This window comes from Lysinibacillus sp. FSL M8-0134 (assembly GCF_038069745.1).
Taxonomy (GTDB): Bacteria; Bacillota; Bacilli; order Bacillales_A; family Planococcaceae; genus Lysinibacillus; species Lysinibacillus irui.
The window spans coordinates 2843843-2858966 of record NZ_JBBPAJ010000001.1; the positions used below are offsets into that span (position 1 = coordinate 2843843).

General features: G+C 37.4%; 14 protein-coding genes and 1 other annotated feature. Of the genes, 1 reads left to right on the top strand and 13 read right to left on the bottom strand.

The window, feature by feature from the left end:
* Positions 1-8: 8 nt before the first annotated feature.
* The 9 genes from MKY49_RS14565 to MKY49_RS14605 all read right to left on the bottom strand — a co-directional run bounded on the left by MKY49_RS14565 (position 9) and on the right by MKY49_RS14605 (position 9026).
* Positions 9-581: an anthranilate synthase component II gene (locus MKY49_RS14565; RefSeq protein WP_341386575.1), complete on the bottom strand. Its 573-nt coding sequence runs from the start codon at positions 579-581 to the stop codon at positions 9-11.
* Positions 578-1963 (bottom strand): anthranilate synthase component I, encoded by a 1386-nt coding sequence (gene trpE, locus MKY49_RS14570; RefSeq protein ID WP_322605693.1) that lies wholly within the window; start codon positions 1961-1963, stop codon positions 578-580. Before trpE ends, MKY49_RS14565 begins: the two co-directional genes overlap by 4 nt.
* 230 nt (positions 1964-2193) lie before the next feature.
* Positions 2194-2404: a binding site (T-box leader), on the bottom strand.
* 50 nt (positions 2405-2454) lie between these two features.
* Positions 2455-3513 carry a mechanosensitive ion channel family protein gene (locus tag MKY49_RS14575; protein WP_341386576.1) on the bottom strand — a complete coding sequence of 353 codons (1059 nt, stop codon included), beginning with the start codon at positions 3511-3513 and terminating at the stop codon, positions 2455-2457.
* 78 nt (positions 3514-3591) lie between these two features.
* Positions 3592-4464 (bottom strand): hypothetical protein, encoded by an 873-nt coding sequence (locus MKY49_RS14580; protein WP_341386577.1) that lies wholly within the window; start codon positions 4462-4464, stop codon positions 3592-3594.
* A 176-nt stretch (positions 4465-4640) separates the two neighbouring features.
* Positions 4641-5300 (bottom strand): phosphate signaling complex protein PhoU, encoded by a 660-nt coding sequence (phoU, locus tag MKY49_RS14585; protein ID WP_274793741.1) that lies wholly within the window; start codon positions 5298-5300, stop codon positions 4641-4643.
* A 13-nt stretch (positions 5301-5313) separates the two neighbouring features.
* Positions 5314-6147 carry a phosphate ABC transporter ATP-binding protein PstB gene (pstB, locus tag MKY49_RS14590; RefSeq protein ID WP_274793742.1) on the bottom strand — a complete coding sequence of 278 codons (834 nt, stop codon included), beginning with the start codon at positions 6145-6147 and terminating at the stop codon, positions 5314-5316.
* 12 nt (positions 6148-6159) lie between these two features.
* The gene (pstA, locus tag MKY49_RS14595) at positions 6160-7038 is read right to left on the bottom strand and encodes a phosphate ABC transporter permease PstA (RefSeq protein ID WP_274793743.1); all 879 of its coding nucleotides are present in this window, start codon (positions 7036-7038) and stop codon (positions 6160-6162) included.
* A gap of 1 nt (position 7039) precedes the next feature.
* Positions 7040-7987 (bottom strand): phosphate ABC transporter permease subunit PstC, encoded by a 948-nt coding sequence (gene pstC, locus MKY49_RS14600; protein WP_312506837.1) that lies wholly within the window; start codon positions 7985-7987, stop codon positions 7040-7042.
* Between the two features lie 64 nt (positions 7988-8051).
* The gene (locus MKY49_RS14605; RefSeq protein ID WP_274793745.1) at positions 8052-9026 is read right to left on the bottom strand and encodes a PstS family phosphate ABC transporter substrate-binding protein; all 975 of its coding nucleotides are present in this window, start codon (positions 9024-9026) and stop codon (positions 8052-8054) included.
* Between the two features lie 333 nt (positions 9027-9359).
* Between MKY49_RS14605 and MKY49_RS14610 the strand changes: the two genes are divergently transcribed.
* Complete coding sequence (locus MKY49_RS14610; RefSeq protein ID WP_274793746.1) at positions 9360-9551, top strand: hypothetical protein; 192 nt, start codon at positions 9360-9362, stop codon at positions 9549-9551.
* A 55-nt stretch (positions 9552-9606) separates the two neighbouring features.
* Here MKY49_RS14610 and MKY49_RS14615 read toward each other — a convergent pair whose 3' ends face one another.
* The 4 genes from MKY49_RS14615 to MKY49_RS14630 form a co-directional block, all read right to left on the bottom strand.
* Positions 9607-11811 (bottom strand): peptidoglycan D,D-transpeptidase FtsI family protein, encoded by a 2205-nt coding sequence (locus MKY49_RS14615; RefSeq protein ID WP_341386578.1) that lies wholly within the window; start codon positions 11809-11811, stop codon positions 9607-9609.
* A 284-nt stretch (positions 11812-12095) separates the two neighbouring features.
* Complete coding sequence (locus MKY49_RS14620) at positions 12096-12701, bottom strand: superoxide dismutase (RefSeq protein ID WP_016995356.1); 606 nt, start codon at positions 12699-12701, stop codon at positions 12096-12098.
* A 174-nt stretch (positions 12702-12875) separates the two neighbouring features.
* Positions 12876-13355, bottom strand: a complete 480-nt coding sequence (locus MKY49_RS14625) for a DUF456 domain-containing protein (protein ID WP_274793748.1) — start codon at positions 13353-13355, stop codon at positions 12876-12878.
* Positions 13356-13422: 67 nt separating this feature from the next.
* Entirely contained in the window at positions 13423-15054 is a 1632-nt protein-coding gene (locus tag MKY49_RS14630; RefSeq protein WP_274793749.1) for a Na/Pi cotransporter family protein, read from the bottom strand.
* Positions 15055-15124: the final 70 nt, after the last annotated feature.

Sequence of the window (15124 nt, forward strand, 5' to 3'; positions counted from 1 at the left end):
CTGTGTCATTACGCTATATTTTCTAAAAAGGCTTTCATCATGATACTGCCTTCTTTTGTGCCAATGGATTCCGGGTGAAATTGCAGTCCATAAAGAGGGTATTTTTTATGTTGAATCGCCATAATTTCCCCATCATCACCTGCTGTAGCAATAATGTTGAAATCTTTATGCAATGTCTGTGCTTCAATAATAAGGGAATGATAACGCATAACCTCAATGTCTCCATTTAGTTGTGCAAATAAGCCCGTATTCTTATACTGAAGCGGTGACAGCTTTCCATGCATAATGTTTTTGGCTTGCACAATATTTGCCCCGAAAGCCTGCCCGATCGATTGATGGCCAAGGCAAATACCTAAAATAGGGAATTTTTCATGTAGCTCCTTAATCACATCCACCGTAATACCTGCTTCAGAGGGTGTTCCTGGTCCTGGGGATAAAATAATAGCTTCGGGTGACATTTCTTGAATTTCTTCTATTGTAATAGCATCATTTCGAACGACTGTGACACTTTTACCAAGCATACTGATTTGTTGAAATAGATTGTAGGTAAAGGAATCATAATTATCAATTAATAAAATCATTTTCTTACCTCCAATAGCGCACGAGCTTTATTAAGTGTTTCCTCGTATTCCGACAATGGATCTGAATCATAGACAATTCCAGCCCCTGCCTGTACATGTGCTTGTTGATCTTTAATAATCATTGTACGAATCGCAAGTGCCAAATCCATATCGCCGGTAGTTGAAATATAGCCTACCGCTCCCGCATAGACACCACGCTTAATCGATTCTAATTCATTTATCAGCTGCATGGCACGAATTTTAGGTGCTCCTGACACTGTCCCAGCAGGTAGAGATGCTCGTAAAACATCTAGAATGTGGAGGTCATCTCGTAGTTCCGCCGTTACCTCTGAAACAATATGCATGACATATTTATAGCGTTCGATAGTCATGTATTTCATAAGCTTTACAGTACCGACTTTGGCAATACGCCCTAGATCATTGCGCCCTAGATCCACTAGCATTCGGTGCTCTGCTATTTCCTTTTCGTCCTCTAACAAAGCTTTTGCAATTACTTCGTCCTGTACTGTTGTCTCACCGCGAGGCTTTGTACCTGCTATTGGGTTCGTTGTAACCATACGATTTTTAACTTTCACAAGACTTTCAGGGGAAGTTCCTAAAATAATATAGGAACCAAAATCCATGTAAAACATATACGGTGATGGATTAGATGTACGTAATTGACGATAAAGTGAAAATGGAGAGCCTGTAAATGGTGCTGAAAAGCGTTGTGATAGCACAATTTGAAAAATATCGCCTCTCAAAATATGCTGCTTAGCTCGATCCACCAAAGAGACAAATTGCTCCTTTGAAAGCATTGGCTTAAAATGTAGTTCATCTACCTGCAATGCCTCAAAGGTCGTACCTGCACAAAGTTGTTGCTCCATCGTTGTAATAGCATTCTCCATTTCTGCTAATGAACGTCCCTCCTGAAATAGATCAATTGAAGCTAACGTAATTTCCTGTGTTAGATGATCAAAGACAATGAATGTATCATAGAAAAATACATGGACATCTGGCATCACTAATTCATCCTGTAAATATTCTCCGATTTTTTCCGTATAAAAAGCTGTTTCATAGCCAAAATAACCGATGGCTCCACCAAAAAAGGCAAAGGGATAGCTTTCTTCATGGAAGGGTATGACTTCCTTTAATTTATCGAGTACATTCCCCTTTGATTTGTCATTTTCTTGTCCTTTGGAAAAGTAGAATTCTTCCTTGTTTCCTTTTAATTCAGCTACTGGATTTAGGGCGATAAAAGAATATCTTCCACTTTCCTCATGCTTAGCTGATGATTCGAACAACATTTTATGCTGCCCTGTAAGTGATTGATACACAGAGATAGGGGTCATCATATCCCCCTGTAAAACTTTCATGGCATACTTCCTAACCTCAACTGTCATACTCTTCTCTCCTTCTCTAAGCTCTGCTCTTCTACACCAATATATCTTGATGTCTCAAGAAAACTCTGTTACATTCGATTGAGACATCATCTTGATTCAACGGTTGCTTAAAATCCGTATGCAAATTAAGTATTGATCTCCCTCATAAAAGGAGGAAATCTATTATACCTGGCATCATCATTTTTCGGAATAAATATTGCTGAATCAAAATAAAAAAGGCCTCTCCATCACAAAAGGACGGAAAAGCCGTGGTGCCACCTTCATTGGTCTTTAAGCAAGACCCTCTCTAAGCCTTATAACGTAGGCACACGCTAATCCATACTTGTAGTTCAGGATTAGAGCTCCGAAGTCCATTCACTATTCGTTTGTACTAGTTTCCACCAACCACTAGCTCTCTATGACAAATCAATAATAGTTACTATTCTTCATCAATGCTGATTTCTAGCTAATATTGTAAAGCAAACTATCACACAATTCAATTTATTTTTGTTTTATAAATCGTTATCCTCTGGAGAGGACGCTAACGTAATTGAAAAATCCTCCACTATTTGACGAATGGCGAATAAAATATCCTGCCGTACTTCCATCATAATAGCTGTGTCGTTCGTTGCGATAAAGAAACGTATGAGCACACGATAACAATTATGATGAAATTCATCAATATAAACATGAATCATCTCTTTCTCTGTTTGAGCATGTAAATATATTTCCTTATGCATAGCCGATAAAGCGCCACGGATAGCATCCTCATCATTTTCTGCAGCTATATAGAGAAATTGTTCGCATTTTCTTTTTTCTCGTCTCGATAAATTATAAATTGGTCGATTGACTAAATAAGAATTCGGTACATACACAAGCCCTTTATCTCCTGTTTGGATTAAGGTACTTCTAAGATTGATATCTTCAATTGTCCCTTCGATTTTCTGATCTTCAGTCGCTATCCAATCCCCAATTTGGAATGGATTATCTAATGCTACGGACATGCCCCCAAACACATGAGCTAATGTATCACGAATCCCAAAGGCAATCGCTACTCCTGTTAAACCAATCCCTGTTAAAAAACCATTGAGATTGAAATTCCATAACGAAGCAATCGTAAACATAGCAAAAATCATAATAAGTACTTTACCAATTCGTAGAAAAAATGGTAATAAAACATTCTGATCCTCTTCACTTGTTAGTTCAAATGGCTGCTTCGTATAAAAATGTAATACATCGTAAACACCTTTAAAAGCAAAAAACACCATAAGAGATAGGACAAAGTTTTTTGTTGATTTATGCGTAAACAATGGGACTTCTATTAGATATGATAGACTTAGAACAATGACAGCCGTCATAAACGCAAAGCCAATTGCTTTACTAAACTGGGCTAGCACGTTTGCTTGGAAATGTCGCTGACGATTTCTTAGAAATGTTACAACACGGTTAATAATTTTTTTAATGACAAATCGTTGAATAAGCCAACCAACTAGACAAATGATGATGGCAATCAAGACATCCATCCATGTCGGGACTGTAAATTTAGGTAAAAACCAATGTAATGAATCCATGTATTTCTCCTTTAAAGTACCTATGTATCTCCAACAAAAAGGAGCTGACCTGTAGTAATAATGGCTAGCCCCCATTTGTTATTGTATTGCATCATCCGCAAAAAAAGCCTTACTAGCAAACCAAAATTGCTGTTTATTAAAATTATGTTCCTGCATCGCAATGACTGAAAATTCAGCATGGTATTTTTGCTTCATTTCCTCTAGCATGATTTTCGTTTGCTTCCCTACTAAATGCTTTCCATCAATGGGCGTTCCTTCTGTAAAAATGATAACTTCTGCTTCAGCACCAAGTTGATTTTCCTGCAGCAACGCTTTAACAAACTGCAAAACAGGCAAAATAGCAGCCTCTCCCTTTGCCTTATATTCGATAAAGCTTTTAAAATCAGCTAAATTTAAATGTCCATTTTCAAAGCGGTAATGAACATGTATTTGCTGATCATAAGGGACAATATATAAATCGCGACTTTCACGATGTGCATTCATAAATAATGGCAAAATCATGCTTTTACAAAGCTCTGAGTAAACAGCCATCCCTGTAGTTTGTTCCAAACAAATAATTAACGGACCAGGCTCTTGCTTATACTCATGAAATGGAACATAAAACACATTTCCACTTTTCAACGTTTGCTGCTTGAGCTTTTGACGTCTGAGCTCTGACCATTTGTGTTCATAATACAAACGTTGTTCACGGCCATCAGCTAAGCGTTCAGCTTTCTCAATAGGAGGGATATTTTCTCTTATTTCATGCATAATATCTGCCAATTCAAGTGCAAATGCTGCCATATTTCGTAAAGGCTCACTCTTGAAAAAGTAGTCGATGAAATAACGTTGCTCCCTGTCGTTTAGTTCTTCAAGATGTAGATTTTCATACAAAAAATGTAAATAGTTACATTGCTCTTCTGTCATGTCCAAGTTCAATTTTTCTATGAGTGATTGTATCGGATTTTTCACGTAGCAGCACCTCCAAAGCACCACATTTTTTGGATAATGTCTATAGTATAACCAAAAAATTTTTTTGACAATACAAATACGCTCGTTATATTGACGATACTAAAAAAACTTGGTTGCTCCTACAAGTGAACTTTTGTCCAAATAAAAAGAAGAGCTTTATTAGCAGCTCTTCCCCCTTAATTATTTAATTCATAATGTTTGCCTTTGACTAAGTAAAATAGATGTTCGGCAATATTTGTGGCATGGTCAGCCGAACGTTCTAAATAGCGGCAGATAAATGTGAGATGTGTAATTTGAGAAATATGTGCCGGATTTTCTACACCAGCGCGAAGTAAAAGTGTAACCGTTGCACCATATAAATCATCCACATAGTCATCTAATTCAGCAATTTCTTTAGCACGCACTGTATCTTCTTCTGTAAAGGCCTTCATGATACTCTCTAACATTTCTACTGTTTTATTACACATTGTTTGCAAATTAGTCATCGGAAATACTATAGGTTCTTTGCCAATTCGAATGGCTTCTTTAGCGATGTTGACTGCATAATCGCCCACTCTTTCCATATCGGATGCTGCTTTTACAAGGACCATTAAACGGCGTAAATCTGTTGCCACTGGTTGCTGCTTAGCAATCATTAAAATAACATGATCATTTATCGCTTCTTCAAGACGATTAATCACTAAATCATCTTCTAAAATTTTTAAGGCTTTTTCTAAATCCTGCTCTACTAAAGCTTCAAACGCTGTTTTTAATGCTAGGATACTACTGTTGGCAAGGGCCACAAATTGTCCCTGCACTTCTTTCAGCTCTTGTTCAAAACGCTCACGTACTACCATCTATTGCTCCTCCTTAGCCGAAACGTCCTGAAATATAGTCTTCCGTACGTTGATCTGCTGGTGTTTGGAAGATGATATCCGTTTTATCGTATTCTACTACTTCTCCGCTAAGGAAGAATGCTGTACGATCGGAAATACGTGCAGCTTGTTGCATGTTATGTGTCACGATAACAATTGAATAATCCTGCTTCAGCTCTTGCACAAGCTCTTCTACTTTTAATGTAGAGATTGGGTCTAATGCGGATGTTGGTTCATCCATTAAGATGACATCTGGTTCAATCGCTAAGCAACGAGCAATACAAATACGTTGTTGCTGACCACCTGATAAGCCATAAGCATTTTGATTTAAACGATCTTTTACTTCATCCCAAATTGCTGCGCCACGTAGCGACTTCTCAACAATTTCATCCAGAATTTTTTTATTCTTAATACCGTGGATTCTTGGTCCATACGCAATGTTATCATAAATAGATTTTGGAAACGGATTAGGTTTTTGGAACACCATTCCTACACGTGTTCTTAATTCCTCAACCGTATAATTTTTATCTAAAATATTACGTTCACGATATAAAATTTCACCAGATGTACGAACACTTGGTACAAGCTCGACCATTCTGTTTAACGTTTTCAGATACGTCGATTTACCACAGCCAGAAGGCCCAATAATCGCCGTTACTTCATTTTCATAGATGCTTAAATTAATATCCTTCAAGCCATGATGATCGCCATACCATAAATTTAAATCACGTGTATCATAGACAATATTTTTGGCCACTTCCGCAGCAGGCTTAGTTGTCGCTCGAATCGGTTTAACAATAGTTTTTTCATCTTTTAAATCTAGAACCATAAGGTCACCTCATTAATAACGTTTTTGGAATTTATTTCGAATAAAGATGGCAATTGAATTCATCAATAGCAGGACAGTCATGAGCACTAAAATACCTGCGGCTGCCACATACTGAAAGGCTTCTTGTGGTCTTTTTGCCCAATCATAGATTTGCATTGGTAAGGCTGTAAATTGACTCAATAAACCGTTCGGTAAAAACTGAAGGATAACTGGAATCCCGATAACAACAAGTGGTGCTGTTTCTCCAATGGCACGAGACATTGCTAAAATACTGCCTGTCAGAATACCTGGAATTGCAGCAGGTAGCACAACACGTAAAATCGTTTGCCATTTTGTTGCACCCATACCATATGAAGCTTCTCGTTGCTCATTCGGTACAGCACGAATGGCTTCCTGTGCAGCCACAATGATAACAGGTAAGATTAATAAACTCATTGTTAACCCAGCAGCTAAAATACTTTTACCTAGACCCATCATACGTACAAAAATTGTTAACCCTAGCAAACCAAAAACAATGGAAGGTACACCTGCTAAATTCGATATATTCATTCGAATAAAGTCGTTGATTCTATTTTTCTTTGCATACTCTTCTAAATAAATTGCAGTACCTACACCTAAAATAATCGATACAGGTGCAACAACTGCCATTAACCAAAGCGAACCTATTAAAGCTGCCTTGATCCCTGCCTTATCTGCAAACCTCGATGCAAAATTCGTTAAGAAATCAATATTTAAATAATCAATTCCTTGTGTCACGATGCGATATAACAAAATTGCTAATGTCACAAGCGCAAACGTAGTAGCTAAGAAAAATAATGCTTTCCAAACTTTATTGAATGTAATACGCTTTGACATTCGTTTCATGACGACTGTATCATCCATATAACGCATGCTAGTAAACCTCCCTGAAGCGTTTAGAAATATAGTGAGCAAGTAAATTCATTACTAGCGTAAAGATAAATAATGTAAATCCTACTGAATAAATAGAGTAATAAATAGTTGTACCATAGCCTGCATCACCAGTTGAAACTTGTACAATGTATGCAGTCATCGTTTGAATGGAATCCGTTACATTGAGATCAAATTTCGGTGTAGAACCACCCGCAAGAGATACGATCATCGTTTCTCCAATTGCCCGGGAAATAGCTAATACAACTGAAGCTACAATTCCAGATAGTGCTGCTGGTAATACGACTTTGATTGCTACCTCAAATTTTGTTGCTCCTAGGGCTAAAGCTCCCTCACGCATACTATTTGGTACAGAAGACATCGCATCCTCTGAAAGAGATGTAATCATTGGTAAAATCATGATCCCTACAACAATTCCTGGGCTTAAAGCATTAAATAATTTTAGACCAGGTACAATTTCCTGTAATAGAGGTGTGACAAACGTTAAAGCAAAGAAACCATATACAATCGTTGGTACACCTGCTAATACTTCTAAAATAGGTTTCACAATTCTTCTCGTTTTCTCACTTGCATATTCACTTAAATAAATAGCTGAAGCAATTCCAAATGGCACGGCTACTACAACTGCAATAAGTGTCACTTTTAATGTTCCTGCGATTAACGGCAAAATCCCAAACAACGGTTCATTCCCTGAAAACGGTAACCATTTTGTACCAAAAAGGAAGTCCGTAATCGACACACGTTTAAAGAATTCAAACGTTTCAAAAATAAGGGTGAAAACAATGCCAAATGTCGTCAAAATAGAGATAATAGCTGCAGAAAATAATAGAGTTGGCATTGCTTTTTCCACTATTTTCTTTGTTTTTTGATTGCGCGAATTTGCAATTAATTGCTGAACAGATGATGTCTTATTTTCCTTTTGAGAAACCATTGGGAACTCCTTTCAAATAAGCGAGGGAAAGAGCATACATCTCTTCCCCTCTATGCATGTCTACTTATTTTAAGCCTTCTAACGTTTTTAGGCCTTCAGTATATTTTTCTTCTGGTAAACGCACATAGCCTACTGCTTCAGCCATATCACCTGCGTTTTCAAGTGTAAATTTAATGAAGTCATATGCTGCTTCATTGTCTTTCATCGCACTATTTTTCACATATGTGAATAATGGGCGTGAAAGTGGTGTATATTCTCCACCTTCAATTGTTTCATTAGTTGGCTCTACGCCATTTACTTTGACAATGTTTAATTTATCTTTGTTTTCTAGATAGTAGGCATAGCCGAAGAAGCCAATTGCGTTTTTGTCACCAGCCACACCTTGCACTAGCATATTATCATCCTCTGATAATGTTGCTGAGCTTACTAGATCTGCTCCATCTAAAATGACTTCATCAAAGTAGTCGTATGTGCCTGAATCTGTTCCTGGTGAATAGTAAACGATTTTTTCATCTGGCCAAGATGGATCAATATCAGACCATTTTTTCTCTTTACCATCTTCAATCCAAATTTTTTGTAGTTGTTCTACCGTTAAATCCTTCGCCCAATCATTCTCTGGATTCACAACTACTGATAAACCGTCATATGCTAAAGCTAGCTCAGTAAAATCAATGCCCGCTTCTTCTAACTTAGCTTTCTCTTCATCTTTTATATTACGAGATGCATTTGAAAAGTCTGTTTCACCCGCGATGAATTTTTCAAAACCACCACCAGTACCAGAAACCCCCACTGATACTTTGACATCTGGTTGTGTACCTGCATACTCTTCAACAACTGCTTCAATAATTGGCGCAACTGTTGATGAGCCATCTCCAGCTACAGAGCCTTGTAGCTTTTCATCAGCAGCTTCTTGTCCTGAACTTGCTGGTGCGTTTGTTTCTGCATTGTTTCCATTTTGTGCAGAATCGCTACCACATGCACCTAGCATTAATGCAGAACCCATTACTGCTGTCATCGTTAAGTACTTCCACTTTTTCATCTCATTTGCCTCCGTCATGAACTGTTTTATAGTTATTTGTCTTACAATCTTTACTATAATGACTGATTGTTGAAGTCGTATAAACTGTTCGTAAAAGAGATGTAAAGGAATGTAATGCTTTGTAAACGATTGTAAAGATACATTTACAATTGAGGAAACTTGCTTCCTATAGGAAAGGTGTTATAATAGAAAATTGTGTCAAGAAGTATAATATATAGATTGAGGAAGACTCCTCTATAAGGGAGACTTTAGTGCATGCATCTGAGGAATATCACAGAAAAATGATAATCATTATACAGAGCAGTATGGGATAAGGAGAGTTTGACCTTTGTCATGAAACATGCAAAAGTACAAAATGCCGATTATTTTAAAACATATTTGTCATTAATAATGGAACATCGGGAATTTACACTTCAAGAAGCCATTGAATTTATGATAGCTTCTTATTTCTATCACAATATAGAGCTTTATGGGAAAAAGCCTAAAGAGCAGTTTGAATTAGCTATTCAGCAATTATCTGCCTAACTTTTTCTTTCTATAATAGAAAAACCGCCAGGCACTTAAATGCCTAGCGGTTTATTTATTGTTGCTCATCTTCACCAATCTTTTCCTCTGTAATTGCAGGTAAAATTGGCTGTTTTACATTACTATCTGTCACTTTTTCAGCTTGATATTTGGCTTTTAATTCAAAGTATTTATCTAATGAACGTCTAGCAATTACGTTATTATGGGTATAGTGTGTATTCAAGTTTGTCGTTGCCCAAGGAATAACAACAGCATAAGCAATTTCAGGGTTTTCATATGGTGCAAAACCAACATGTGTTAAGTTGATCGTGTTTGTACCAAAGTATTCACGTAGTGGACCATAGTATACTACCTCTGCAGTACCTGTTTTACCTGCTGCTGTATATGGAGCATCAGCGAATTGACCACGTGCTGTACCTTGTGTACCAGTATAAACACGACGAAGCCCTTGTTTTACATAATCAATCTCTTCTTGAGGATTGTCAATTTGATTCAAAATAGTTGGCCCTACTTCAGTCACTAACTGTCCTAATTGCTTCCCATCCTGTGAAGGATCGCGAACCTCTTTTACAACATGTGGCTGAATACGGTAGCCACCGTTAGCAATAGTTGAAATATATTGTGCTAATTGAAGTGGTGTATACGTATCATACTGACCAATCGCCAAGTCGAGTGTTTTACCACCCGTTGTTGGCCCTGATGGACCTCGTACCCCACTAAATTCATTTGGTAAGTCAATGCCTGTTTTTACACCTAAACCAAATTGTGCATAGTTATTACGCATTTTTGGGAATGTATCATCCTTTAAACGTAAAGGCATGCCATAACTGTACGGTGTTCCATTAATTAACAGCGCAATCTTAAACATATAAGAGTTGGAAGAACGTTCTAATGCCAACTGGTCATTCATTGGTACATAGCCACTTCGGTTAAAAATAGAAGCTTTAGGTTCTGTGCTAGCTAATTTAATCGGCTCATCTCCCATCGAAGTGCCCATCGAAATAACGCCTTGATTGTACCCTGTAAGAACGGTTGCTGCCTTAACAGACGAACCTGATTCATAGGCTGTTGTAAATGATCCATATGAGTAGTCAACAATTATATTTTTCCCCGTTTCAGGGTCTTTTTCTATTTTCTTACCAACCATAGATAAGATGTCCCCTGTATTCGGGTCCATCATAATTAAAAAGGCTCGATCTAATAAGTACGATCCAGGAAGTGCCTTTAAATTAAGCAGCTCTTCTTCTACAATCTTATCCGTTTCAGCTTGCAACTCACTATCTAATGATAGGATTAAATCTTTACCAGGCTCCCCTTCATAAGTGGTAACTGTATCAACTACCTGTCCTTTTTTATTGGTAATATTTTTGACGACTGTTTTTTGACCTTGTAGTAATTCTTCATATTGGGCTTCAATATAACTTTCTCCCACACGGTCATTACGTGAATAGTCACGTGCTAAATAATAATTGAGCTTCTCTTTCGGTATCCCTTTTGTTGGAACCGTTGTACGTCCAAGAATAGATAAAGATGATAACTTTACACGTTTCCAGTCTGTTGTTGTGTTAACACCTGGCAGTTCAGTTAAACGCTCAGATACACGTGCAAATTCTTCTGCTGATACATTTTCACTTTTAATAATTTGAGGAGATAAATTATAGCCAGACACCATTTCTCGATAAATAGCTAATACTTCTAAATCTTCCTCTGTTAATTGTAAAAGCTCTTCATTCGTAATACGTTCTCGTACCAGTTTATCAATCTCTGCATTGATTTGACTTGTTGTAATATTTTCTTTTGTTCGGATCTTTGTTTCTTCTGCCTTTGTGACCTTTTCATAGGCAGCATCGTGATTTTTGAGTATCCAGAAATCTTGTTTATCACGCAGTGTGACACGATTTGTTGGTTGTTCAATTAATTGTGCTAACTTTTTCGCGATATCGAGCATTTCCTCTGATGTTGTCGTTTGCATTTTCGTATACGTAATCGCATTTTCTGGGTGATTATCTACTAAAATACGTCCGTAACGATCATACATGCGACCTCTAGGCACACTTGTATTGACAGGAACTTCTTCTGTACGTTCTAAAATACGTACATAATCTTCCCCTTTGACGATTTGCATATAGCCAAGTCTAAATATTAACATTGAAAATACGATAAATATTGCAAAGAAAAGGATATTCATACGAAATGTTAAATTAGAGTGATGTTTTGCTTTAACACTCGCCGCGCGGTTTTTTCCTGGTGCTTTGCGCATATGTATTCCCCTCCTCATCTTCTAATCATTTCAATACACGATACTAAGTATACCATTCGAAGGTATGACAGAAAAGCACGCACTTACGAATTCTTGTGGAAAACATCATTTATTTGACGGTCTTTCTAAAGAAAGGTTGCCTTACTTTCTGCTACCTAACATTTCGATATCCTTTATTCGTCAGATTAACAATTCCAAGCTGCAAACTTGAACATTTTTTTCCAACAAAAAAGGCTATGCCTCAGTGATTGCTCACCGTTGGCATAGCCATTTACTTAACATTATTATTTTGCAGCTTGGAATTTAGCTTCTACTACATCCCAGTTTACTACGTTCCAGAATGCACCGATGTAATCTGGACGACGGTTTTGGTAGTTTAAGTAGTATGCGTGTTCCCAAACATCTAAGCCTAGAACTGGTGTTTTACCTTCCATTACTGGAGAGTCTTGGTTTGGAGTAGACGTAACAGCAACTGAGTCACCATCAACGATTAACCAAGCCCAACCTGAACCAAAGCGAGTTGTAGCAGCTTTAGCAAATTCTTCTTTGAAAGCATCGAAAGAACCGAATTTAGCATCGATTGCTTTTGCTACTTCGCCAACTGGTGTATTTGAGCCGCCTGGTGCGATTACTTCCCAGAATAATGTATGGTTAGCATGTCCGCCACCGTTGTTGCGTACAGCAGTTTGTTTGTCAGCTGGAAGAGCATCAAGATTTGCGATTAAGTCGTTAATATCCTTTTCAGCAAATTCAGTACCTTCTACTGCTGCGTTTAAGTTTGTTACATAAGTATTGTGGTGTTTAGAATGGTGAATTTCCATTGTTTTTGCATCGATATGTGGTTCTAATGCATCATAAGCGTAAGTTAATTGTGGTAATTCGTAAGCCATTGTTAAGTTCCTCCCTAAAATAAGAAATAATTAGTACATCCTTAGATTATCAAAATTGGTCAAACCATTCAACGAAAAATACTTCAATTTGAAGATTTCAGCCTTTTGACCGAAATACCGATACGTTTACTATCTTACCCTTACGTCACAATCATTAAACATCAAAAGTGAAGGCTAAATCGCGATAAAAAATACAATGATCATCACAATTTGAATGACAGCTTTGGCAACTGTAGATGTTAAAAAGCCAATTAAGGAGCCTACACCACTTTTCACTGCCTCACTAAATGTACGTTTTTCAACAATTAATTCTGCGATCACTGCACCTAAAAATGGGCCAATTAAAATCCCTGCCACTGGAATAACAAATGGACCAATTAATAAACCAATGGTACTCCCCCACATGCCAGCATTGGAGCCCCCAAACTTTTTTATACCAAACGCATTTGCCACAGTATCGGCTCCAAATAATAACACTACAAATAGTATTTCTATCACCCAGAACCACCAGTTTAAGTCTGCGAATGAGAAAAATACGCCATATAGCAAAAATCCACCAACCAAAAACAGAACACCCGGGATGATGGGATACACTAAACCAACAAATGAAATAATAAAGCAGGCAATCACTAAGATCCAGCCAACAACTTCCATACAGTTTCTCTCCTTTTATCGTGCGTTGCCTTTCATACGGATTAACAAAGCGAAAAGTTTCATGTCGCTAATGACGAATACCTAAAATAGAATCTGCAATGTTTACCGCATGGTCCCCAATGCGTTCCAAATTGCTGACAATATCCATATAGACAATCCCTGCAGCCCCACTACATTCATTAGTGTTCAATCGTGCAATATGTTTTTGACGGAGTTTATCCTCCATGTCATCAATCAAGCTTTCTAACTCTGTCACTTCTTGGGCTAAACTTAAGCTCGCCGTATCCAGTGCTTCTATGCTTTTCCTTACAGCCTCTATTGCTAAACTAAACATACCAATCAAATCTTGTCTTGCTGATTTACTTAAGCTCACTTCATGGTGATCCTTGTATTGTAAAAGTTCTATTATATTTTCAAAATGATCGCCAATCCGTTCAAAGTCTCGCACATTTGTTAATAGGGTATGGTGTCTTACTGAGTCTGCACGAGAAAGAGGCTGCTTAGACACCATGACTAAATAATCCGTAATCTCGTTATCTAAATGATTAAGTCCAACCTCTAATTGTAAAACCGTAGGAATATGTTCAGATTCACCGGTTTTCATATATAAAAATGTTTCTTCTAATCCACGTAAAGCATGCTCACCCATTCGTAAAACTTCTTCTTTCGCTTGGCCAAGTGCAATGGCTGGAGAGGAATCAATAAATGTTGGATCTAAATGCTTTGTTGTTACATTAATATTGCCATCATGTCCTGGTAGTAACTTTGTAACCAATGCCGCTAGTCCAGCTATAAATGGTAATTGAATCATCATATTAAAGACATTGAAAGAGCCGTGTGCTACAGCAATTTGCATGCGAGGCTCTAAATGAAATACCCCGCTCACCCACTGTACGTATTGCATAAATGGTGTGAAAAATATCATAAAAATAATCGTGCCAATGACATTAAAAAGTACATGTGCTGCAGCTGCACGTTTTGCATAGATAGAGGCACCAAGAGAAGCTAAAACCGCTGTAATGGTCGTGCCAATATTTTCACCAAATAATATCGGTAAAGCACCATCTAAGCCAATTAAATGTTCTGCATATAAACCTTGCAGCACACCAACTGTTGCAGTAGAGCTTTGCACTAGTAATGTAAAAATGGACCCTAAAAATACACCTAATATTGGTTGATTACTTAAATGAAGCGTTAAGGATGCGAAATCTGCTAGTTGATGTAATGACTGCATACTAGCACTCATCAATTCTAGTCCTAAAAATAAACCACCAAAGCCAAATAGTATTTGACCAATATGTTGATACGTTGCTTTTTTTAAGAAAAATAGACAACCCGCACCGATAGCTAGCAAAGGATAAAAATAGATACCAATATTAATCCCAATAATAAAAGCTGTAATGGTAGTACCAATATTTGCCCCCATAATTACGCCGATTGCTTGACGTAATGTTAAAAAACCAGCACTCACTAACCCCACAGTGATTACTGTTGTTGCCGAACTTGATTGAATGCAAATTGTTACAATTATGCCCACTAAGACGCCCATAATCGGGTTAGTGGTAAAGCGATTTAACCATTCACGTAAACGTTCATCCGCTGATTTCTGAAGCCCCTCTCCCATAAATTTAATGGAAAATAAAAATACCCCTAACCCACCTAAAAACTGAAAGAGTATGCTTTGCCAATCGATTGTCAATTATTTTCGCTCCAATTCTTACATCTCTACTCTATTTCTAATCATTAAATGATTACAAACAAAAAGTAAA